This is a genomic window from Rhizobium sp. BK376, assembly GCF_004341625.1.
Lineage (GTDB): Bacteria > Pseudomonadota > Alphaproteobacteria > Rhizobiales > Rhizobiaceae > Rhizobium.
This window is the reverse complement of the sequence record NZ_SLZG01000002.1, coordinates 24098-45433: the sequence shown is the minus strand read 5'-3', so window position 1 is coordinate 45433 and position 21336 is coordinate 24098. Positions and strand designations below refer to the sequence as shown.

Genomic DNA, 21336 nt, shown 5'->3' with positions numbered 1-21336 from the left:
TCGTCTTCTTGCGCTGCCATCAGCCGAATGTCAACGCAATGCTAATCGGTTATATTCGTTTCACGCCATCGTCATGACGACCTCTCGCAGCACTGGCGATCCGGCAAGCCTTGCACCTTCGGCGCACGCATGCCATCAAGCAGCGACTGTAAATGAGGCAAGGGCAATCCCCTCGTGGACGACTTCAATCCTTACCAAATCATATCCGGCAATCGTGACAAAGGCATGGTCATTCTTGGCGACCACGCCATGAACCGCCTGCCCGATCGCTATGGTCGCCTGGGCCTTGCCGAGACCGCCTTTGCCCGCCACATCGCCTATGACATCGGTGTAGAAGGCCTGTGCAAGGCGCTCGCCGAAAAGCTCGGCGTCCCGGCTGTCCTCGGCGGCTTTTCCCGTCTGTTGATCGATCCTAACCGCGGCGAGGACGACCCGACGCTGATCATGAAGATCTCCGACGGCGCCATCATTCCCGGCAATCATCCGATCTCGGATGAAGAATGGAACTATCGCATCGACGCATTCCACCGGCCGTATCATCATGCCGTATCGGCCGAGATCGCCGCGATCGAGCGCGCAATCGGCAAGGCACCGCTGGTGCTGTCCATGCATTCCTTCACGCCCGCCTGGAAGGGCGTGCCTCGCCCGTGGCATGCGAGCGTGCTGTGGGACAGCGATGCTCGCGCGGTCCTGCCGCTGCTTGCAAAGCTGCGTGAGGATACCGATCTCGTGATCGGTGACAACGAACCCTATGACGGCGCGTTGAGAGGCGATACCATGTACCGCCATTGCATGGTGAAAGGCATACCGCATGCGTTGCTGGAGGTTCGGCAGGATCTGATCGGCGACGAAGACGGCATTGCCGAATGGGCCGCCCGGCTGGCGCCGATCTTCGAACAATTGAACGCCGATCCGGCGCTGCACGAATACGAAATCCACGCTTCGCGCACCGGCCCATATGAGGCGTGAGGAGACAGACCAATGACCGAGTTGAGCAAAGACCAGCAGACCGAACTGGAAGCCGCTGCCTTCCGTCGCCTGATCTCGCACCTGCGCGAGCGTAGCGATGTCCAGAACATCGACCTCATGAACCTTGCCGGCTTCTGCCGCAATTGCCTCTCCAATTGGTATCGCGAAGCCGCCGACGAGGCCGGCCTCGATGTCTCCAAGGAGGAATCGCGCGAAAAGGTCTACGGCATGCCCTACGAAGATTGGAAAAGGCTGCATCAGGCCGAGGCCAGCCCTGTGCAAAAAGCCGATTTCGAACGCAATAAACCGAAAGAATAGCCGCCTTCCCTTGAAACGGCTTGACCTTCGGTCCCGTTCGCGGCAGGTCAACGACCCGACCAAATTCCAAATCCATCACGCAATCAGGAGACAATGATGTCTGATGCTCATGGCGTCGCCCGCGATCAGCTTCGCGCTTTTGTCGAGCGCATCGAACGGCTGGAAGAAGAAAAGAAGACCATCGCCGACGATATCAAGGATGTCTATGGCGAAGCCAAAGGCATGGGATTCGACACCAAGATCCTGAAGAAGGTCGTCGCGCTGCGCAAGAAGGACGATCAGGAACGCATGGAAGAGGACCTGATCCTCGATACCTACCTGCATGCACTCGGCATGATCGAGGCTCCGCCGGAAGGCTGAGCCAAGGACGTTAGGGCATTTCCGCTTTTCTTGAAATCGCGGAAGCGCTCTACCTCTTTGATTTGACGCAGAAACGAAAAACCGCCGGATCGCTCCGGCGGTTTTCTTTTGGAATAAACCCTACGATTACTGGACCGAATTGAACTTCTTGACTTCCAAGAAATTCACGGCGGTGCCGCTGAAGCGACCCGGATCGATCGACGCGGTCTGCACCTTGAAGCCCTGTGTATAGACCGCGACCGGCTGGGCGCGGAGCGTCTGGCTGACGAAGCGCGGCGCCTTGACGGGTCGGTTGCTGACCTCCAGGCGGGAATTGGTCAGCGCCCATTGCGAGATCATCTTTTCGGTCAGCTTAGGCTCGGTGCGGACGGCGGCGTGGCTTGCGCTCGCAACATCTGCATCCTGCTTGCCGGGACGACCGCCCTTGACGGGAAGACCTGCCGCGATCGGATTGCCCTGCAGTGCGGAGGATTGCGGCTGCACCTCAAACGCATCGCCGAAACGAGCAGTGCCGCTGACGCTGACAGGCGCAAGCGCTGCCATCTGCACCGGAGGACGCGGCGTAGGCACCTTCTTAGGCATTGCCGCGTTGATGGCCTGCAAGGCGTTCACAGGCATCTGTCCAGGCGGCGGAACCGGCACGGGCACCGAATTGGAAGCAACCGTCGGGGTCGGATTGGATGCGACCGTCGGAGCAGGGTTGGAAGCGACCGCCGGAGCAGTATTGACCGGAACAGCAGGCGCGGACACCGTGTTCTGAAGGTTTTCATCGGCCCGACGCTGCTCAAGCGCAGCTACGACTGCCGGAGATAGTGTGCCCTCGTCGGCTGCATCGTCCTGCGCGTCTGGATCGGCATCAGTCGACGCAAGAAGGTTCTCGGCGACGGCAGGACGCTCGGCCGGAACCGGAACGCCGGTGAGCCGCTCTCCGCTCATGTCAGGATCGACGGACGCGATTTCGGGATCGCCAGAGGCGACTCCGGCATCCCCGGGCGAGCGCCGGTTTTCAAGCAGCGAAGGGACGGGAACGTTATAGGCGCTGAGATCGGCCGATTGCTGCTGGCCATTGGCAGGCAAGGCAGCATTGAGCGCATCCTGGGCGGCGTTACCCTGCGAAGGCGAGACCAGTGCGGATGCAACTTCGCTGCCGCCAGGCGCATCGCCGAAGGCCGGACGAACCTGCGGAATGGGCGCGTTCACGCTTGCGACCTGCGCAGCGGCCGAAGCGGGCGCGCCTGAATCGTCATCGTCAGACTGGGCCTGATTGGAGGCAACGGCGACAGGCGCTGCCTTGGCCGGAGTTGCGGTATCCGATTCGGTATCGGAATTATCCTCGTCCTCGTCAGCACCGCCACCACCAAACAGCATGGCGAAGAAGCCGCGATGTTTCGGCGAAGCGCTGGCCATCTGGATATCTTCGCCGGCGAGACGACGCTTGTAATCGGCGACAGCCTCCTGGTAGCCCGGCAGCGGCTTGCCGTCGGCCGGGATATGCATCGTCTTGCCATCGGGGAAGAGACGGACGAGATCCTGGCGATCCATGCGCGGCCATGCGCGCACGCCGCCAACGTCCATATGCACGAACGGCGAGCCCGATGTCGGGTAGAAGCCGACGCCGCCCTCTTGCTGCTTCATGCCGATTTCGCGAAGCTTGGAGAGCTTGACGTCAGGAATGTAGAAATCCATCGCGTTGCCGAGCATATGCTGGCTCTTCTTGGCAACGCCGGTATGGGAGGTGCGAGTGCGCAGCATTTCGTTGGTTTCCGGCGAACGGAAGCCGCAGATCACGTAGATGAATTCATGCGAGCCGCTCTCGCGGTAGACTTCCCAGATCAGATCGAACAGGCGGGGGTTCATCTTGGTCGGCTGGTTCTTGCGCCAGTCGCGCAGGATTCGGTTCAGCTGCTCGAGGCCACGCGGGTCGAACTTGCCGTTCCGCTTATAGGTGATGACCGCCTTTTCGCCGGTATGGACGTAATAGATCTTGAGACTGCGCGTATCGCCAGTCGCCTGCGTAGGCGTACTGACGAATACGGGAGTGGAAACGGCTGCGGCAAGGAGGACCACAGCAACTGCCTTGGCCACCTTGCGGCTTATCGCAGAGCACACGGAAAATATGCTCAAGCCTTCGCGCTTGGTATTTCCATTCAAACTAGGCAAATCGGTCCCCGTCCGACAGACGTCGTATCACGATCAAATGGCTGTCAATTGCGGTCACACGATGGCAAAAATGCCACAGCTGATCAACCTCTTCTTTACATAGTGAACGATCCACTAACAAGACATTTACGACGGGTAACAAATTATGCTTGTCTAATCATTAAAAAATCCGTCATGCGGCGTGTTTTTGCGGGTCATCCGGGTCTATCCCGTAGTCCTTCAACTTTCGATAGAGGGTTGATCGGCCAATCCCGAGCTTGCGCGCCACCTGGCTCATCTGCCCGCGGTAGAATTTCAGCGCGAATCGAATGAGCTCTTCTTCCACGTCGGCAAGCTTGCGCACGTCGCCCGAGGGACCTGTGCTGACGATCACATTGTCCGGCGTGAAGAGATCGACGGCCTCTGCTGGCGAGACATGCGACATCGGTGCATGGACCGTTTCCGCGCCCGTTTCGTGGTTGTCGGCCGAAGCCGGAACTGCCTCGACAAGCGAGGGACGACGGCCATCCGCGACAATCGTCAGATGGTCCGATGTGAGGTAACCGGGCAGCTGTGCTGCGATCTGCGGGAAATCGGCTTCCACGAGTTCCGGACCCTGTGCAAGCACCACGGCGCGGAAGATCGCGTTTTCCAGCTGGCGGATATTGCCCGGCCAGTCATAGGCGGTCAGCAGCGCAAGCGCGCCGGCGCTGACGCCGATCGAATGGCCGATCTTCTGCTCATGCGCAAACCGCTCGGCAAAGACCCGGACGAGATGCGGAATGTCTTCCTTGCGGCGACGCAGCGCCGGCATGGTGATCGGGAAGACGTTCAGGCGGTAATAGAGATCCTCGCGGAACCGGCCGGCCTTCACTTCTTCTATGAGGTCCTTGTTGGTGGCCGAGATCAGCCGGACATTGACCTTGTGCGGCTGGCGCGCGCCCACCGTTTCGATCTCGCCCTGCTGCACGGCGCGCAGCAGCTTGACCTGAACCTCGAGCGGCAGGTCGCCGACCTCGTCGAGGAACAGAGTGCCGCCGTCGGCTTCCATGAACTTGCCGATGTGGCGCTCCGTCGCGCCGGTAAACGCGCCCTTCTCGTGGCCGAACAGGATGCTCTCGACGAGATTATGCGGAATGGCACCGCAATTGACCGTCACGAACGGTTTGCCCGAGCGATCGCTGCCGGCCTGGATGGCGCGTGCCACCAGCTCCTTGCCGACGCCGGATTCACCTTCGAGCACGACGGGGATCGTGGATTGCGCAGCGCGCTGGGCCAGATCGATGACCCGCATCATCGCCGGGCTGGCGGATACGATATCCTCGAAACTGATGGCCCCCGAACGCGACTTGCGTCCGGCTCGGGCTTTTGCCTCGCGCTGGTCGAGTTTCAGAGCGTTGGAGATCGAACTCGCGATCCGTTCCGGCGATACCGGCTTGACCACGAAATCGAAGGCGCCGGCACGCATGGCCTGCACCACGGTCTCGATGCCCCCCTGCCCCGTCTGCACGATGACGGGAATATCCGTTCCCATCTCGTGCAGGGCGCCGAGAAACTCCAGGCCGTTCATCTCCGGCATCATGAGATCGAGTACGATCACATTGATTTGGCCGCTGTTGCGCTTCAAGATTTCCAGGCCGAGCCGGCCATTCTCTGCCATATGGGCGATATATCCATATCGCTCCACGGCATTCTTGAGCAGACGCCGCTGTACAGGATCATCCTCTACAACAAGAATCTGCGCGCCCCCCTTGGCGTCGTTATATGCGGTCATTGGTGCCTCACCTCATGCGAAACCTGGCGGAGACTCTGACAGAAAGGCTTGAACATCCAGTTTTGAGAAACAATTGCATTTTAAGCATCGCAACAAACGTCGAAATCGTTCCAGACCGACGCTTTCTGCCCGAAAATCAAGGCTTGCGGTGGCCTTCAGGGCGCAATAGACACGGTATGGACCGTGCCAGATAAAGAAAAGCAGAGGAACAATGCTCATGAGTCCCCATTCCTTCCGCTCCGCCCTTAACCTTTCAGCCGATCCTTCCGCAGCCGGTTCGGCCGAGCTCGGCGACCTGCCGACTTGGAAATTGCAGGATCTCTATCCTTCGGCCACATCGACCGCTTTCGTCAGCGATATGGAAAAGGCAGGCAAGGCATCGATCGCCTTCGAGGAAAAATGGAAAGGCAAGCTTGCCACGGCAGCGATGAAGAGTGGCGATGAAGGTATCGGCGCAGCCCTCAAGGAATATGAGACCCTGGATGATGTCATGGGCCGCCTCGGCTCCTTTGCCGGCCTCACCTATTTTTCCAACACGACCGATCCGGCCAACGGCAAACTCTATGGCGACGTCCAGGCGAAGCTGACCGAATATGCGGCCCATCTCCTGTTCTTCCCGCTGGAGCTCAACCGCATCGAAGACGCCATCATGGACGCCTGCATGGTCAATGATTCAGCTGCCGGCCACTACCGCCCCTGGATCGTCGATCTCAGGAAGGACAAGCCCTATCAGCTCGACGACAAGATCGAGCAGCTGTTTCTCGAAAAGTCGATGACCTCGGCCGCTGCCTTCAATCGGCTCTTCGACGAGACGATGGCCGATCTCCGCTTCGAGATCGACGGTGAAAAGCTGCCTTTGGAAGTCACACTGAACCTGCTCCAGGACCCCGAGCCCGAAACGCGCAAGAAGGCGGCGGTGGCGCTCGCCGAAACCTTTAGGGCGAACCTGCGCGTCTTCACGCTGATCACGAATACACTCGCCAAGGATAAGGACATCGCAGATCGCTGGCGCGGTTTCGAGGATATCGCCGACAGCAGGCACCTGGCCAACCGCGTCGAGCGTGATGTGGTCGATGCGCTTGCCGCTGCCGTCCGCGATGCCTATCCGCGCCTGTCGCATCGCTATTACAAGATGAAGGCGAAGTGGCTCGGCATGGAGCAGATGAATTTCTGGGATCGCAACGCGCCGCTTCCCGAAACGCCGAATGCCCTCATCCCCTGGAGCGAGGCAAGGGAAACGGTTCTTTCGGCCTATGGGGATTTCGCTCCCAAGATGGCTTCGATCGCCAAGCGCTTCTTCGATGAGCAATGGATCGACGCGCCTGTTCGCCCCGGCAAGGCGCCCGGCGCCTTTGCCCATCCGACCGTTCCCTCCGCGCACCCCTATGTGCTCGTCAACTATCTCGGCAAGCCGCGTGACGTGATGACGCTCGCCCACGAGCTCGGCCACGGCGTCCATCAGGTGCTGGCCGGCGGCCAGGGCGCGCTGATGTGCCAGACGCCGCTGACGCTTGCCGAAACCGCTTCCGTCTTCGGCGAGATGCTGACTTTCCGCGCGCTGCTCGACAAGACCACTGATAAGCGCGAGCGCAAGGCCATGCTCGCCCAGAAGGTCGAGGACATGATCAACACCGTCGTGCGCCAGATCGCCTTCTACGAATTCGAGCGTAAGGTCCACACCGCTAGGAAAGCTGGCGAGCTGACGGCGGACGATATCGGCGAACTCTGGCTATCGGTGCAGTCGGAAAGCCTCGGACCTGCGATCAAGATTTCGGAAGGCTACGAGACCTACTGGACCTATATCCCGCACTTCATCCACTCGCCTTTCTATGTCTACGCTTATGCCTTCGGCGACTGCCTGGTGAACTCGCTCTACGCGGTCTACCAGAACGCCGAACAGGGCTTCCAGGACAAGTATTTCGAGCTACTGAAAGCCGGCGGAACCAAGCACCATTCCGAACTCCTGAAGCCGTTCGGGCTTGATGCGACGGATCCGTCCTTCTGGAGCAAGGGTCTGTCGATGATCGAAGGCTTGATCGATGAGCTTGAGGCGTTGGATCGGGGGTAAGCGCTGCGCCGCGTGCTGGGCACCCCTGCACATGGAGGTAGATCACAAGCGGCTTTGACTGCGCGCATCTCAAGCGGTTCAGCGTGTCGCCAGGTTAATTGCTGGCGACGCCGGTGCGCCCAGCCGATCTCCCCATCTATGGGGGAGATGCCCGGCAGGGCAGAGGGGGCTAGCCGCACGGCACCACGTCAAGGTCGCAAAACAACGCTTGCCGCAGTCCCGTCACCTGATAAACGCATCAAGCCATGACACGCTCGACGCGCTCCATCCTCTTCCGCGACGACACGACCGGCGAAACAATGCTCTTCGCCGAGCCGTCGGACATGGTCGTCGTCCGCAGCGCAGCCGATATCCTGCCTGCCTTCGACCGCCTACAAGAGGCGCATGGTGCCGGCAAATGGCTTGCGGGCTATCTTTCCTACGAGGCCGGTTACGCCTTCGAGCAGAAGCTGGCGCCCTTCACGCCGGACAATAGAGAAACGCCCCTCCTCTGCTTCGGCATCTTCGATGCGCCTCAACAGGCAGGGCACCCCCTCGCCCAACCGAAACAACGAACAGAAAACACGGAATTCCTGTCCGCCCCCAAAGCCGGATGGAACTTCGCAGCATATAAAGAGCGCTTCGACCGCCTGCACTGGCATCTGCGCCAGGGAGATTGCTATCAGGCGAATCTCACCATGCCGATCACCGCCCGCTGGGACGGCGATCCGCGCGCCGCCTTCTGGTCACTGATCGATCGCCAGCCGGTCAAATACGGTGCACTTGCCGATCTCGGCGGCCCGATCATCCTCTCCCGCTCGCCGGAACTGTTCTTCCGCACCGACCGGGACGGCTGGATCGAAACGCATCCGATGAAGGGAACCGCAAAGCGTGGCAATAGCCCGGCCGAAGACGCGGAGATCGTCGCCGCCATGCTCGCCGACGAGAAGACGCAGGCCGAAAACCGGATGATCGTCGACCTGCTGCGCAACGACATCTCGCGGATATCAGAAGTCGGCACGCTCGACGTTCCAAAACTCTTCGATGTCGAGACCTATCCGACCGTCCATCAGATGGTGAGCCATGTACAGGCGAAGCTGAAGCCGGATCTTTCCATCGCCGAGATTTTCGCCGCTCTCTTCCCCTGCGGCTCGATAACGGGCGCCCCGAAGATGCGGGCAATGGAAATATTGCATGACCTGGAGACCGGCCCGCGCGACGCCTATTGCGGCGCGATCGGCATGATCTCACCTGACGGCGCCATGCGCTTCTCCGTCGCCATCCGCACCATCAGCCTGTTCGAAGATGGCCGTGCCGTCTTCAACGTCGGCGGCGGCATCGTCTTTGATTCGACCGCGGAAGCGGAATACGAGGAATGCCTGCTGAAAGCGCGCTTTGCAGTGGGGGACCGATGGATCGAGCGCTAGAGAACATCTCGCTGATCGAAACGCTTCGCTACGAGCCGGAACAGGGCTTCGTCCGCCTGCGCCTGCATCTCGCGCGACTGGAACGGTCAGCCCGCCGGCTCGATTTTCCCAAGCCAAGCGAAGCAGTGGCAAAGCTTCAGGAAGCAGTGGTCGGCAGTGCCGCCCCTCTGCGTGTTCGGCTCACCTTCGATTCAAGGGGCCGGATCGAGGTGACGACTGCCCCCTTCGCACCGCTTGCATTTGATATTGTATGGACTGTCCGTGTCGCAAGGACGAGGCTTGATTCGAATGACAAGCTTCTCAGAGTCAAGACGACACGCCGCAGCATCTATGAGGCTGCCCGCGCGGAATACTCTGCTGAGCAGGCAGACGAAGTCATCCTGCTGAACGAGCGCGGCGACGTCTGCGAAGGCACCATCACCTCTGTCTTTCTTGATGACGGCTCGGGCATCCTTCGCACCCCGCCGATCGCCTGCGGCCTGCTCGTCGGCGTGCTGCGCACCGAACTCATATGCCAGCGCAAGGCCCGTGTCGGTCGCATATCAAGGGATGATCTGGCGAACGCCCAACTCTTTGTCGGGAATTCGTTGCGCGGACTGATCGCGGCAAAAATCGTAAATCCTTGACGCCGGCGATCAAGCAATACCAAGCAATCAAGACGCCCTTCATTTATATCTTTGTGTTCCTAGGTGTTGATGTGAAAATCGGCAAACTCAGATCGATTGGCCATAACATATCCGACTCCCTTGCAAGCGGGGTCGGTCTGCTGATCGGCGTTTATGCCACGGAGATATTTGGAGAGGCTGCAAGAAGTCCCGAAAGATACATACTCGTCGATTTCCTCAACGGCACGACTTCCGGCGGACCCACGTCAGAATCGCTCGCTAAAGCGATCGCTCTCTATGCAAAGGCCCTTTGCGATCTCTGTCAGCGACATGGCACCGATATCAGTGCATTTCGTGAGCTAACGACACGCTACTCCGTAGAACGATATGGGCCACGGTTTGTTGTAACTGTGCAGGATCAAGCCGGACGTTGCTCAGTCGACGAGTACCTAGGTGTTCCAGGTCGGCGCGTGATGGTACGCGATGCGTCAGGTCTCATCCGTCCCAAACGTTCGACCGGTTCAACGGAATAGTGATTGGTCGCACGTCCTAAGCGACGATCTTCAATCGGTCGCGGCCGGTGTGCTTGGCCATGTAGAGCGCAGCATCGGCGCGCGAATAGATTTCTCGCGCCGTCTCGCCTGGACGGAGTTCGACGAGGCCAGCCGAGCAGGTATAGGAAAAGCCCGGCATCGCCTGGATTGGCCTCGCGCCGCGAACCGATTGCAAAATCCGGTCCACGATCATCTCGCTCTGCGCAAGCGTCGTATCGGGCAGGATCAGCATGAATTCCTCGCCGCCGATGCGGCCGAAACTGTCGCGGCGACGAACGAGAGGATGCACGCGTCGCGCAAAATCGATGAGCACACCATCTCCGGTCTGATGACCGAAGCTGTCGTTGATCCGCTTGAAGAAATCAAGATCGATTATGCAGATACAGCCAAGTGCGGTCCCGGCATCCACCTGCCGGCAGACCAGATCTTCAAGCGCCATCATCATGAAGCGGCGATTGGAGATGCTGGTCAGTTCATCGGTTTGCGAAGCCTTGAGGGCAAAGTCGCGGTCCTGCCGCAGATCTCTTTCGCTCGCGCGGATGTGGGTAATGTCGGTCGCGATACACAACATCCATCCGTCCCCTTCAACGGTCTCTGTCATCCAGAGCCAACGCCCATCCGCAAGATCGGTCTCGAAGGCCCTGAACGGCAATTTGCCTCGTCGCGACTGCGCGGACACCAGCCATGTTTCGAAATCCGCGGCTTGAATTATCGTGCCCTTCCCAGCGAGTGTATTGCGCCGCATGAGATCACCCCATAAAGGCGTCTCCACCGGATCCAGCGCAAAGGCCGAGCGGAAAGCCGCGTTGGCATAGCGCAATCGGTCTTCCTGGTCATAGAGTGCGATGAGAACGGAAGTCGCACACTGCAGCGTGGCGAACCGCTCGGATATATTGTCCATCATGGTCAAATCCGGGGCTTAGGGATCAAGCAGCGGCACTATGATGCAAAGTTCTGAAAAGATGATGGATGACAGTGACTTGATACGATACTCATCTGTGCCGAAATGTGCCGCCCCATCTCTGCCAAAGGAATTTCGATGCATATACTCGCCCTCACCTATGTGAAGCCCAACGAGGAAGCCGACAAGCACATGGAGCCGCATATGGCCTGGGTGAAGGAGGGCTATGCCGAGGGCTGGTTCCTGGCCTCGGGCCGTAAAGTGCCGCGCACCGGCGGCGTGATTCTCGCCGTCGGAGACCGCGCCGAAATCGAGGCCTATGTTGCCGCCGACCCTTTCACCATCCACGGCATTGCCGAATACGAAATCACCGAAGTCGCAGTGACAACAGTGGTCGATGGACTGGACATTTTGAAGCGCTGATCCCATGGACGATCTCGCCACCCATCTTCGCCAGCTTGAGGAAAAGCTCTTCGATCCCACCATCCGGTCGTCCGCCCAAGCGATAGCGGGCTTGCTGTCGCCCGACTTTCGCGAGATCGGCAGTTCCGGCCGTTTCTGGGACTTTGACCAGACCCTGGAGGCACTGCCACGCGAGAAGCCCGACAGAGGAGTTACCAGCGGAACGGATTTTCAGTTGAAGCTGCTCGCCGAAGGCGTTGCACTGCTGACCTACCAGTCAGTTCACACCCGTTCAGATGGAAGCGAGCGAAAAACGTTGAGAAGTTCAATCTGGCGTTTGGAAGATGACGGAAACTGGCGCATGGTGTTTCACCAAGGCACTTTGGCGGCTTAGCGGCGCACCACTGCCTGCAATCATGCACCGGCTCTTTATTGTGACAGAAATTTATGCTTAGAGCCGCACATACTCGCGCGGTTTCGCGCAAACTTCACCTAAATTTCGTACACGAATGGCTCCAGCCTTTCGAAGGAGAAAAGAATGACGGAAGAGAACTATCCGGTATATGCCGAAATTACCGGTCCGATCGTGATGATCGGCTTTGGCTCCATCGGCCGCGGCACCCTGCCCCTGATTGAGCGCCACTTTAAATTCGACAAGAGCCGGATGGTCGTTATCGACCCGCGCGAAGAGCCCTCCGACATGGAGATCCTCAAGAAGCACGGCGTCCGTCATATCAAGGAATATGTCACCAAGGACAATTACAAGGAGCTCTTGAAGCCGCTCCTGACCGAAGGCGAAGGCCAGGGTTTCTGCGTCAATCTCTCGGTCGACACCGGCTCGCTCGATATCATGAAGCTCTGCCGCAAGCATGACGTGCTCTACATCGACACCGTTGTCGAGCCCTGGCTCGGCTTCTACTTCGACAAGAACATGTCGAATGCTGACCGCACGAACTATGCTCTGCGCGAAACCGTGCGCAAGGAAAAGGAAAAGAACCCGGGCGGTGCCACGGCCGTTTCCACCTGCGGCGCCAATCCGGGCATGGTCTCCTGGTTCGTCAAGCAGGCGCTCGTCAACCTCGCGCGCGATACCGGTCTGAAGTTCGAAGAGCCTGATCAGAACGACCGCGAAGGCTGGGCGAAGCTGATGAAGAAGCTCGGCGTCAAGGGCGTCCACATTGCCGAGCGCGACACCCAACGCACCAAGCACCCGAAGCCGCTCAACGTCTTCTGGAATACCTGGTCGGTCGAAGGCTTCATCTCCGAAGGCATGCAGCCGGCCGAACTCGGCTGGGGCACCCATGAAGAATGGATGCCGAAGAACGCCAAGAAGCATAAGAAGGGCTCCAAGGCCGCGATCTACCTGGAGCAGCCCGGCGCCAATACCCGCGTCCGCACCTGGTGCCCGACCCCCGGCCCGCAATACGGCTTCCTGGTCACTCATAACGAATCGATCTCGATCGCCGATTACTTCACGGTGCGCGACAAGGACGGCGAAGTCACCTTCCGCCCAACCTGCCACTACGCTTATCATCCGGCCAACGACGCCGTGCTCTCGCTGCACGAAATGTTCGGCAATGGCGGCAATCCGCAGCCTGTCCACCACGTTCTCGACGAGGACGAGCTGGAGGACGGCATCGACGAACTCGGCGTCCTGCTCTACGGCCATGAGAAGAATGCCTACTGGTTCGGCTCGCGTCTTTCGCTGGAAGAAACCCGCCGAATCGCTCCCTACCAGAATGCGACCGGCCTACAGGTGACTTCTGCCGTTCTCGCCGGCATGGTCTGGGCTCTGGAAAATCCGAAGGCCGGCATCGTCGAGGCCGACGAGGTCGATTACAAGCGCTGCCTCGAAGTACAGCTGCCCTATCTCGGCCCGGTCGAAGGCCACTATACCGATTGGACGCCGCTCGACGGTCGCCCCGGCCTGTTCCCGGAAGATATCGACACCAAGGATCCCTGGCAGTTCAAGAATATCCTGGTTCGCTGATCGGCCCTAATATTTGAAACTCGAGATGCCCGCGCCGATGGTGCGGGCATTTTTGCTACGCTCGTCGGATAAATCGCAAGCGATGCATCCCAAAGCCTTGCTTTCAGGCAGACAGCGCGCCATGTTTTTCGCAAATATTGCGGCGCACAGTCCAACTAAAGCATTGCGGGAGACACACAATGAAAATCAGAACCAGCTTCGCCCTCCTTCTCGTGGCCGCGTCGCTGTCAGCATGCATGAGCTTCGGCTCGTCGACGCCCACGAATGTTTCCACGCCGCTTTCGTCCGCTCCGAAGACTGTCGAGGGCAACTGGGCCGACCCGAACGGCATCATTTCGACCTTCCAGGCCGGTGCCTTCACCACCCGCACGACAGACAGTAACCAGCTTCTGGCCTCGGGCACCTATACAAGCACGTCGCCCGGCCTCGTCGAAATCAACATGACCTCGCTCGTGCGCAAGACGCAGTCCAAGGTCAACTGCGCCTTGGTCGGCCCCAATCAGTTGAACTGCACGTCGGATAGCGGCGCCCAATTCTCGCTCGCACGTCGCTGATACCAACATTTTCCAAACCATTGCGAAAAGCTCTCCTTGCGGGAGCTTTTTTGCGTGATACCTCTTGGAAAAGAAGCTGCAGAAGCCAGCTTTTTCTATAGTTGCCAGCGCGATAGAGTGCTCCCGTAGAGTTTCTGATCCCGCAAGGCGGGAGAGGGTTGCGAAGGTTTCGCCCTTCGCCAGAATAGGGGTGAGAAGATGAAACTGCTTTTGGGAATGGGACTTCTGACAGTCTCAGCCTTGGCGCTCAGCACCAGTGCGGCTTTTGCCGACTACCAGCTCAACATCCTGCACATCAATGATCTTCATTCTCGCATCGAGCCGATCAATCGCTTCGACGCCACCTGCTCGGCGGAAGAGGAAAGCAAGAAGGAATGCTTCGGCGGCGTGGCGCGGATGAAGACGGAAATCGACCAGCGCCGCCAGGCGCTTCAGGGCCAGAATGTCCTCCTGCTGGATGCAGGCGACAATTTCCAGGGATCGCTGTTCTACACCACCTACAAGGGCGCAGCCGAAGTCGAGTTCCTGAACGACATGAAGTTCGACGCCATGACCGTCGGCAACCATGAATTCGACGACGGCGAGGAGGCGCTGGCGCCATTCCTCGACAAGGTGCAGTTCCCCGTTCTCGGCGCCAATGTCGTTCCCGACGCACAATCGAAGCTTGGCGACCGCGTCAAGAAGTCGATCGTCCTCGATATCGGCGGCCAGAAGATCGGCATCGTCGGCGCCGTGGCGAACGACACGCCGGAGCTCGCCTCCCCAGGTCCGCATATCAAGATCACCGACGACGCGCAGGCCATCAACGCCGAAGTCGACATGCTCAAGGCGCAGGGCGTCAACAAGATCATCGCGCTCACCCATGTCGGCTACCCGCGCGACCTTGACCAGATCGCCAAGATCCCCGGTGTCGATGTGGTCGTCGGCGGCCACTCACATACGCTTCTGTCGAACACCGATCCGAAAGCTGCCGGCCCATATCCGACCATGGTCGACAATCCCGGCGGCTATAAAGTGCCTGTCGTGACCGCCGCCGCCTATGGCAAATATCTGGGCGATATCGTCGTCACCTTCGATGACAATGGCGTCGTCAAGGAGGCCAAGGGCGATCCGATCCTGCTTGATTCGTCTGTTCCCCAAGATCCGGCAATCGTCGCGCGCGTCAAGGAGATGGCCAAGCCGATCGAAGAGCTGCGCCAGAAGGTGATCGGCTCGACCGAAGGCCCGATCGAAGGTTCGCGCGAAGTTTGCCGCGCCAAGGAATGCTCGATGGGCAACCTCGTCGCCGACGCCATGCTCGACCGTACCAAGGCGCAGGGGATCAGCATTGCCATCCAGAACGGCGGCGGTCTGCGCGCCTCGATCGGCGGCCCCAATGTTACCATGGGCGATGTGCTCACCGTCCTGCCCTTCCAGAACACGATTTCGACCTTCCAGCTGACCGGCGCCGATGTGATTGCCGCGCTTGAAAACGGCCTAAGCCAGATCGATGATGGTGCCGGACGCTTCCCCCAGGTGTCGGGCATCAAGTACAGCTTCGACAAATCGAAGCCGGCAGGCAGCCGCGTCACGTCGGTTGAAGTCAAGGAAGGCGACAATTTCGCGCCCCTCGACCAGAACAAGACATACGGAGTCGTCAGCAACAATTACATGCGCGCTGGCGGCGACGGTTACACGGTCTTCGCCAAGGACGGAAAGAATGCCTATGACTTCGGCCCCAACCTGGAACAGGTGGTGGCCGACTATCTCGCCGCACACAATCCCTACAAGCCATATCTCGACGGCCGCGTGACGCAGGTCGCAGCTACCGGTTCGCCGCAGCAGGAATCGACGCAGCCGACCGAGAAGCAGATCGCCCCTTCGGGCGAAAAGCCCGCGCCGGCACCGTCGGAGAATGCCGCCGCACCGGCGGCCGCGGCTCCCGATACCCCTGCTCCGGGTTCAACACCAGCACCCACCACACCGACGCCTCCGGCTTCGGCAACGCCTGTTCCCTCTTCCGACGGGACTGCTCAAACCGCCCAGCCTGCCCCTGCATCGCCGGCGCCGACACCGCCTGCGCCCGCGTCAACTGCCACACCGGCCCCTGCGCCAGACCCGAGCGGTACATCTGCTGCACCAGCACCGGCAGCGCCGGCACCATCGGAACCGGCAACACCAGCTCCATCAGAACCGGCAGCGCCTGCTGCCTCTCCCGATAGAACGGCTCAGGCCACCCAGCCGACTCCCGCCGAGCCTGCACCAGCCTCGCCGACCACCACGGCCCCCGCGCCAGCCCCAAGCGACACCTCTGCAGCAACAGCGCCGGCAACCCCGGCAGCTCCGGCACCATCGGAACCGGCGGCACCTGTCCCTCCTGCCGATACGACGGCACAGACCACCCAGCCTGCCCCGGCCGAGGTCGCGCCAGCTTCACCGACAACCCCGGCACCGGCTCCGGCCCCGGCAACGGAAACGCCCGCTACACCAGCGCCGGCTCCGGCTCCTGTCCCTGACACCGGAACGGCAACCCCGGCCCCGACGGCGCCGGCCGCCGAACCATCGGCTGGGCCCGCTCCGGCACCTGCTGCACCGCAATCCACCCCGGCGCCCGCTGCTCCGACACCAAGCCCGTCAGAGCCCGCCGCGGCACCAACACCGGAGCCGGCGACAGAGCAAGCGACGACACCGACGACCCATGTCATCGTTGCCGGCGATACGCTTTGGGATCTCTCCAAGCACTACTACGGCGACGCCGAACTCTGGCGGAAGCTGGTCGAGGCCAACAAGAATCTCAATCCGCGCCGGCTGCCCGTCGGCCACGACCTGACCATCCCGGCCAAGTAGAACGGAAATCAGGACAAAAGGTCTCATGATATAGAGTCGAGCCTTTCCCGGATCCGGATTTGTTTCTAAGTAAAGGCCGACCGTTCGCCGCTAGCGACGCAGAACGGTCGGTATAGATCGACGCGCGCCGGGACCGACATCATGACCGCAGACCTTAAAGCCATGCCGACCGACCACCCGCAGATCACCTTCGGCAAGGTCGGCATCCTTCTCGTCAATCTCGGCACGCCCGATGGCACCGATTACGCGTCCATGCGCCGTTACCTGAGGGAATTCCTGACCGACAAGCGTGTCATCGAATGGTCGCCCTGGAAATGGTACCCGATCCTCTTCGGCATCGTCCTCAACACCCGCCCGGGAAAGGTCGGCAAGGCCTATGAGACGATCTGGAACAAGGAAAAGAACGAGAGTTTCCTGCGCACCTTCACCCGCAACCAGTCCGACCTCATGGGCGAACGGCTGAAGGACCTGCCAAACGTCGTCGTCGACTGGGCGATGCGCTACGGCCAGCCCTCGATCGCCTCGCGCATCGATGCGCTGAAGGCGGCCGGCTGCAACCGCATCGTCCTCTTCCCGCTCTATCCGCAATATGCGGCTGCGACGACCGCGACGGTCAACGACAAGGCATTCCAGAAATTGATGGCGATGCGCTGGCAGCCGGCAATCCGCACCGTGCCCGAATATCACGATGACGAGACCTATATCGAGGCCCTCGCCAACTCTGTCACCCGGCATCTGGCGACGCTGGATTGGCAGCCGGAAATGCTGCTCGCATCCTTCCACGGCATTCCCATGTCCTACTTCAAGCAGGGCGATCCCTACCATTGCCAGTGCCAGAAGACCGGACGTCTGCTGCGCGAAAGGCTCGGCTTGCCCAAGGAGAAGTTCATGGTGACCTTTCAGTCCCGCTTCGGGCCGGAAGAGTGGCTACAACCTTATACCGACAAGACCGTCGAAAAGCTCGCAAAGGACGGCGTCAAGCGCATCGCCGTCATGAACCCCGGCTTCGTCTCCGACTGTCTCGAAACGCTGGAAGAGATCGCCGTCCAGGCGGAAGAGTCCTTCCATCACAATGGCGGCGAGAAATTCACCCACATCCCCTGCCTCAACGACAGCGAGGACGGGATGCGGGTTTTGGAAAAGGTCGTCCGCCGCGAACTTCGGGGGTGGGTCTGAGGGGGCACGCCATCTCCCCCTCGCCCCTCGGGGAGAGGGTAGGGTGAGGGGGCCGCACGAAGTTACCTCTCCTTCACAACCCATTCTAACTTTAGATAATTCTTCAGCTTTCTGCCCTAGCGTTAAGCAGTCGTGCTGTATGCGGGGATTTCGGCGATGAGCGTCGTGACATTGGACCATGTAGAGCGCCAGATTGCGCGCGGCTTTCGTCTTCTCCGCTTTTCCCCGGATCTGGAACCGAGATTCAGCAAGGATTATGCGGCAGCGCGCGTAAGGCTCTCGGTCATCTGGGGCATCATCGGCACGCTGATCTATGATCTCGTCTATTTCGGCGACCGGACCATGGTGCCTGACGTCTTCGACGATATGGTCAAGGCGCGCTTCCTTGTCTTCACGCCCTTCGTCATTGGCTGCATATTGGCCGTGCGCCGCTGGCCGAATGCGCTCCTCTACGACCTTCTGTCGATCGCGATCGCCGTGCTCGGCGTGACGCTTCCCATGGCCGTCGCCACGGATAGCAGCAGCCACTATCTCTTCGTCTACCAGAACGGCAATTCCGCCGCCTTCCTCTTCTTCGTCATCGCGTTGCGCCCGCGTTTTCCCGCCATACTGGCTGGGTTGACGCTGATGTGCGCTTCGCATTTCGCGATCACGCATCTCACCGGCGCCTTCGATGACGTCACCTATTCGGGCATCGTCACCTTCTACCTGACACTCTCGATCTTCCTGGCGGTCAGCGCCTATTTCCTGGAGCGGACCGATCGGCAGAATTTCCTGAACCAGTTGCGAGGCAGCCTTCTCTACAGCCGGCTCGAACTCAACGCCGAGCACGACGAACTGACGGGACTGTTGAACCGCCGTTCGCTGGCGCGGATCAGCGAAATGCTTTGGCACGAAGCCGGACGACCGTCGACGATCTCGGCCATCCTGCTCGATATCGACCACTTCAAGCTCTTCAATGATTTTCACGGCCATATCGAGGGCGATGCCTGCATTCGCGCCGTCTCGCAATGCATTCGCGAAACAGCCGACGAGGCATCCTTCGTGTTCCGTTTCGGCGGCGAGGAAATACTAGTGCTCTCGGCTGGCCGGGGGCCTCTGCAGGCGCTGGCGATGGCGGAACGCATCCGGGCGGCCATCGAACGACGGGACATCCGCCATCGCGGGCTCGGCGATGGTCGCGTAACCGCGAGCCTGGGCGTCGCCTCCGCCTCGCCAGTCGAGACAACATACGAAAAGCTGCTGCAGGAGGCCGACAAGGCGCTCTATGAGGCGAAACGCATGGGCAGAAACACCGTCGCACTCGCACCTCGACCGGAACCCGGCACGCGAGTGGCCTGATCGTTACGTCCTGAAACCTGAGTTTTAGACGCCCTTTCGGTTACCCCAGAGCATGACGTGAAGCTGCGGCAGCACACGGGCCTCGAACCACCGGTCCCGCGTGACCTTGTCCACCAGCCAGAGCATGCGTGCCATCAGCCCTTCCATGTCGACATAGGCATCGTCGGCATCCGGCGGCGGGGGAGTGTGGTTGCCCGGCTGCAGATAGACCGGATAGCGCGGATGTCTTGCCGCGACAGACTTGGCATAGGCATAATCGGCATCGTCGAAGACGATCATCTTCAACACGATCTCTGGTCCGTCGCCTGCCATCTCGAGACAGTCTGCAAGCACAGTCCAATCCGTATCCATGCCGCTTGAGGGCGGCTTGGGGCTCAGGACGAGGACGTCAAGATCGGCAAACCAGTCGCGCGCGACGGACCCTTGCGTCTCCAGCGCAAACCGGTAGCCCTCTTCATGTCCACGACGGATGAGATCGCCGAAAGGCTGGATGGCCGGGTTGCCGCCCGAAAGAGACACCATCAGCGGCTTGTTCCCGGAAAGGCGCGTTACCTCCGCCCAGACAGCCTCGACCGACATCGGCCGCCAGTCGGCACGAAAGCGGGTATCGACCGCATGCATGCTGTCGCACCACGAACAGCGGTAATCGCAGCCGCCGGAGCGCACGAAAACGGTTGGCAGGCCGATCAGCACGCCCTCGCCCTGGATCGTCGGGCCGAAGATCTCGCTGACGCGGATTTCGCCTTGCCGCTCGCCGCTCATGGCCGGTACTCGGCCCAGGTCTTGGGCGTCTCGCTGACCCGCACAGCACTGGTCTCCGGCAGCAGTTCCTTGCACCAGTCGTAGAAGTGCTTGGCAAGGCATTCGGCGGTCACCTGCCCGTGTCCAAACACCTCGTTCAGATGCCGGTGGTCGAAGCTGTCATCGATATAGCGCTTCAGCGGCGCCAGCTCGTGATAGTCGCGAACGAAACCGTATTCGTTGAGCCGATCTGCCGAAAGCTCGACTTCGACGACATAATTGTGCCCGTGAAGCCGGGCGCATTGATGATCGGGCGGCAGCGCGGTCAGCTGATGAGACGCCGAGAAATGAAACTCCTTGGTGATCCTGAACATCACTTGACCTCCGTCGCCGAGAAGCCGCTGGTGGCGGCGACCCAGAAATCCGGATCCTCATACTCGGTCGGATCGTCGACACCTGCCAGGTGAAAGGCTTCGCGCCGTTCGACGCAGGTGCCGCAGCGCCCGCAGTGACGCGCGCCACCCTTGTAGCACGACCAGGTCTCGGCAAAGGGCGTCCCGTATTTGGCGCCATCGGTGACGATATCAGCCTTCGAAACCGTGACATATGGCGCAAGCAGGGTCACGTCGGCATAGCCCTCGAGCGCATGCTCCTGCATGGTCCGGAAAGCGTCGATGAAGCCGGGGCGGCAGTCGGGATAGATGAAGTGATCGCCCCCGTGTACGGCGAGCGCTACCGCACCGGCCTTGCGGGCGGCTGCGACGCCGAAGGCGATTGCCAGCATAATGGCATTACGGTTGGGGACGACGGTGACCTTCATCGTCTCCTCGGCATAATGGCCATCGGGGACATCGATTTCGTCGGTCAGGGCCGAACCGCCGAGGCTGGCCCCGATCGCGCTGATATCGACGATCTGGTGCGGAACCCCGAGCCGTTTGGCACAAGTGGCGGCAAAGTCCAGTTCTTTGCGATGCCGCTGTCCGTAGTCGAAAGAGAGGAGGCTCAAGAGATCCTGCTCGGCCGCGATCCTTTGGGCAAGCGAGACCGAATCCAATCCGCCGGAGCAGATGACGATAGTTTTCATGACTGTGTCCTTGTTTTGACCGGGTAGGCTGCGACCGGATGCGAATGGCGGGGCTAATAGGCCAAAGAGGCAAGATTGTGAAGCGGTGAGATCGGCGATCACTTCAAATTGTAGGGCGCTGGCGGCTT

20 protein-coding genes are annotated in these 21336 nt (G+C 60.2%); 14 read left to right on the top strand and 6 right to left on the bottom strand.

The genetic code is table 11. From position 1 onward, the window contains the following. The first annotated feature begins 174 nt into the window (after window positions 1-174). The 3 genes from EV561_RS04740 (at window position 175) to EV561_RS04730 (ending at window position 1647) form a co-directional block, all read left to right on the top strand. Window positions 175-969: an N-formylglutamate amidohydrolase gene (locus EV561_RS04740; protein ID WP_132518187.1), complete on the top strand. Its 795-nt coding sequence runs from the start codon at window positions 175-177 to the stop codon at window positions 967-969. A gap of 12 nt (window positions 970-981) precedes the next feature. Further along, window positions 982-1287: a DUF1244 domain-containing protein gene (locus tag EV561_RS04735; protein ID WP_132518185.1), complete on the top strand. Its 306-nt coding sequence runs from the start codon at window positions 982-984 to the stop codon at window positions 1285-1287. A gap of 96 nt (window positions 1288-1383) precedes the next feature. Beyond that, window positions 1384-1647 (top strand): DUF2312 domain-containing protein, encoded by a 264-nt coding sequence (locus tag EV561_RS04730; protein WP_132518183.1) that lies wholly within the window; start codon window positions 1384-1386, stop codon window positions 1645-1647. 126 nt (window positions 1648-1773) lie between these two features. On the opposite strand, the gene EV561_RS04725 is transcribed toward EV561_RS04730, so the two are convergent. Continuing rightward, complete coding sequence (locus EV561_RS04725) at window positions 1774-3807, bottom strand: DUF882 domain-containing protein (protein WP_132518181.1); 2034 nt, start codon at window positions 3805-3807, stop codon at window positions 1774-1776. 172 nt (window positions 3808-3979) lie between these two features. Continuing rightward, complete coding sequence (locus EV561_RS04720; protein ID WP_132518179.1) at window positions 3980-5560, bottom strand: sigma-54 dependent transcriptional regulator; 1581 nt, start codon at window positions 5558-5560, stop codon at window positions 3980-3982. Window positions 5561-5777: 217 nt separating this feature from the next. Here EV561_RS04720 and EV561_RS04715 point away from each other — a divergent pair, with 217 nt between their 5' ends. The 4 genes from EV561_RS04715 (at window position 5778) to EV561_RS04700 (ending at window position 10172) form a co-directional block, all read left to right on the top strand. Then, on the top strand, window positions 5778-7628 hold the full coding sequence (locus EV561_RS04715) for a M3 family oligoendopeptidase (protein ID WP_132518177.1): 1851 nt from the start codon (window positions 5778-5780) through the stop codon (window positions 7626-7628). Window positions 7629-7873: 245 nt separating this feature from the next. Then, a complete protein-coding gene (locus EV561_RS04710; RefSeq protein ID WP_132518175.1) occupies window positions 7874-9034 on the top strand; it encodes an aminodeoxychorismate synthase component I in 1161 nt (386 codons plus the stop codon). Next, window positions 9019-9660 (top strand): aminotransferase class IV family protein, encoded by a 642-nt coding sequence (locus EV561_RS04705; RefSeq protein WP_132518173.1) that lies wholly within the window; start codon window positions 9019-9021, stop codon window positions 9658-9660. The genes EV561_RS04710 and EV561_RS04705 overlap by 16 nt, the downstream gene beginning before the upstream one ends. Next, on the top strand, window positions 9657-10172 hold the full coding sequence (locus tag EV561_RS04700; protein ID WP_132518171.1) for a hypothetical protein: 516 nt from the start codon (window positions 9657-9659) through the stop codon (window positions 10170-10172). Before EV561_RS04705 ends, EV561_RS04700 begins: the two co-directional genes overlap by 4 nt. A 16-nt stretch (window positions 10173-10188) precedes the next feature. On the opposite strand, the gene EV561_RS04695 is transcribed toward EV561_RS04700, so the two are convergent. Continuing rightward, a complete protein-coding gene (locus EV561_RS04695) occupies window positions 10189-11094 on the bottom strand; it encodes a sensor domain-containing diguanylate cyclase (RefSeq protein ID WP_132519811.1) in 906 nt (301 codons plus the stop codon). Between the two features lie 138 nt (window positions 11095-11232). On the opposite strand from EV561_RS04695, the gene EV561_RS04690 reads away from it, so the two are divergent. The 7 genes from EV561_RS04690 to EV561_RS04660 all read left to right on the top strand — a co-directional run bounded on the left by EV561_RS04690 (window position 11233) and on the right by EV561_RS04660 (window position 19383). Next, a complete protein-coding gene (locus tag EV561_RS04690) occupies window positions 11233-11517 on the top strand; it encodes a YciI family protein (RefSeq protein ID WP_132518169.1) in 285 nt (94 codons plus the stop codon). Window positions 11518-11521: 4 nt separating this feature from the next. After that, complete coding sequence (locus EV561_RS04685; protein WP_132518167.1) at window positions 11522-11890, top strand: DUF4440 domain-containing protein; 369 nt, start codon at window positions 11522-11524, stop codon at window positions 11888-11890. Window positions 11891-12034: 144 nt separating this feature from the next. After that, complete coding sequence (locus EV561_RS04680; RefSeq protein ID WP_132518165.1) at window positions 12035-13486, top strand: homospermidine synthase; 1452 nt, start codon at window positions 12035-12037, stop codon at window positions 13484-13486. Between the two features lie 179 nt (window positions 13487-13665). Next, window positions 13666-14040 (top strand): outer membrane lipoprotein Omp10, encoded by a 375-nt coding sequence (omp10, locus tag EV561_RS04675; RefSeq protein WP_132518163.1) that lies wholly within the window; start codon window positions 13666-13668, stop codon window positions 14038-14040. 198 nt (window positions 14041-14238) lie between these two features. Then, a complete protein-coding gene (locus EV561_RS04670; RefSeq protein WP_132518161.1) occupies window positions 14239-16866 on the top strand; it encodes a bifunctional metallophosphatase/5'-nucleotidase in 2628 nt (875 codons plus the stop codon). 141 nt (window positions 16867-17007) lie between these two features. After that, window positions 17008-18042 (top strand): ferrochelatase, encoded by a 1035-nt coding sequence (hemH, locus tag EV561_RS04665; RefSeq protein WP_132518159.1) that lies wholly within the window; start codon window positions 17008-17010, stop codon window positions 18040-18042. A 156-nt stretch (window positions 18043-18198) separates the two neighbouring features. Beyond that, window positions 18199-19383: a GGDEF domain-containing protein gene (locus EV561_RS04660; protein ID WP_132518157.1), complete on the top strand. Its 1185-nt coding sequence runs from the start codon at window positions 18199-18201 to the stop codon at window positions 19381-19383. A gap of 24 nt (window positions 19384-19407) precedes the next feature. On the opposite strand, the gene queE is transcribed toward EV561_RS04660, so the two are convergent. Genes queE through queC form a run of 3 tightly spaced genes read right to left on the bottom strand, consistent with a single transcriptional unit; the run spans window position 19408 to window position 21208 of the window. Then, window positions 19408-20145, bottom strand: a complete 738-nt coding sequence (gene queE / locus EV561_RS04655) for a 7-carboxy-7-deazaguanine synthase QueE (protein ID WP_132518155.1) — start codon at window positions 20143-20145, stop codon at window positions 19408-19410. Then, window positions 20142-20498 carry a 6-carboxytetrahydropterin synthase QueD gene (gene queD, locus EV561_RS04650; protein WP_132518153.1) on the bottom strand — a complete coding sequence of 119 codons (357 nt, stop codon included), beginning with the start codon at window positions 20496-20498 and terminating at the stop codon, window positions 20142-20144. The genes queE and queD overlap by 4 nt, the downstream gene beginning before the upstream one ends. Then, complete coding sequence (gene queC, locus EV561_RS04645; RefSeq protein ID WP_132518151.1) at window positions 20498-21208, bottom strand: 7-cyano-7-deazaguanine synthase QueC; 711 nt, start codon at window positions 21206-21208, stop codon at window positions 20498-20500. Before queC ends, queD begins: the two co-directional genes overlap by 1 nt. Between the last annotated feature and the right edge of the window lie 128 nt (window positions 21209-21336).

What these genes read in the sequence shown, in the direction of transcription:
- EV561_RS04735 (WP_132518185.1), top strand. Translation starts at nt 982, where the DNA reads ATGACCGAGTTGAGCAAAGACCAGCAGACCGAACTGGAAGCCGCTGCC.
- EV561_RS04730 (WP_132518183.1), top strand. Translation starts at nt 1,384, where the DNA reads ATGTCTGATGCTCATGGCGTCGCCCGCGATCAGCTTCGCGCTTTTGTC.
- EV561_RS04720 (WP_132518179.1), bottom strand. Translation starts at nt 5,560, where the DNA reads ATGACCGCATATAACGACGCCAAGGGGGGCGCGCAGATTCTTGTTGTA.
- EV561_RS04715 (WP_132518177.1), top strand. Translation starts at nt 5,778, where the DNA reads ATGAGTCCCCATTCCTTCCGCTCCGCCCTTAACCTTTCAGCCGATCCT.
- EV561_RS04710 (WP_132518175.1), top strand. Translation starts at nt 7,874, where the DNA reads ATGACACGCTCGACGCGCTCCATCCTCTTCCGCGACGACACGACCGGC.
- EV561_RS04705 (WP_132518173.1), top strand. Translation starts at nt 9,019, where the DNA reads ATGGATCGAGCGCTAGAGAACATCTCGCTGATCGAAACGCTTCGCTAC.
- EV561_RS04695 (WP_132519811.1), bottom strand. Translation starts at nt 11,094, where the DNA reads ATGGACAATATATCCGAGCGGTTCGCCACGCTGCAGTGTGCGACTTCC.
- EV561_RS04690 (WP_132518169.1), top strand. Translation starts at nt 11,233, where the DNA reads ATGCATATACTCGCCCTCACCTATGTGAAGCCCAACGAGGAAGCCGAC.
- EV561_RS04685 (WP_132518167.1), top strand. Translation starts at nt 11,522, where the DNA reads ATGGACGATCTCGCCACCCATCTTCGCCAGCTTGAGGAAAAGCTCTTC.
- EV561_RS04680 (WP_132518165.1), top strand. Translation starts at nt 12,035, where the DNA reads ATGACGGAAGAGAACTATCCGGTATATGCCGAAATTACCGGTCCGATC.
- omp10 (WP_132518163.1), top strand. Translation starts at nt 13,666, where the DNA reads ATGAAAATCAGAACCAGCTTCGCCCTCCTTCTCGTGGCCGCGTCGCTG.
- EV561_RS04670 (WP_132518161.1), top strand. Translation starts at nt 14,239, where the DNA reads ATGAAACTGCTTTTGGGAATGGGACTTCTGACAGTCTCAGCCTTGGCG.
- hemH (WP_132518159.1), top strand. Translation starts at nt 17,008, where the DNA reads ATGACCGCAGACCTTAAAGCCATGCCGACCGACCACCCGCAGATCACC.
- EV561_RS04660 (WP_132518157.1), top strand. Translation starts at nt 18,199, where the DNA reads ATGAGCGTCGTGACATTGGACCATGTAGAGCGCCAGATTGCGCGCGGC.
- queE (WP_132518155.1), bottom strand. Translation starts at nt 20,145, where the DNA reads ATGAGCGGCGAGCGGCAAGGCGAAATCCGCGTCAGCGAGATCTTCGGC.
- queD (WP_132518153.1), bottom strand. Translation starts at nt 20,498, where the DNA reads ATGTTCAGGATCACCAAGGAGTTTCATTTCTCGGCGTCTCATCAGCTG.
- queC (WP_132518151.1), bottom strand. Translation starts at nt 21,208, where the DNA reads ATGAAAACTATCGTCATCTGCTCCGGCGGATTGGATTCGGTCTCGCTT.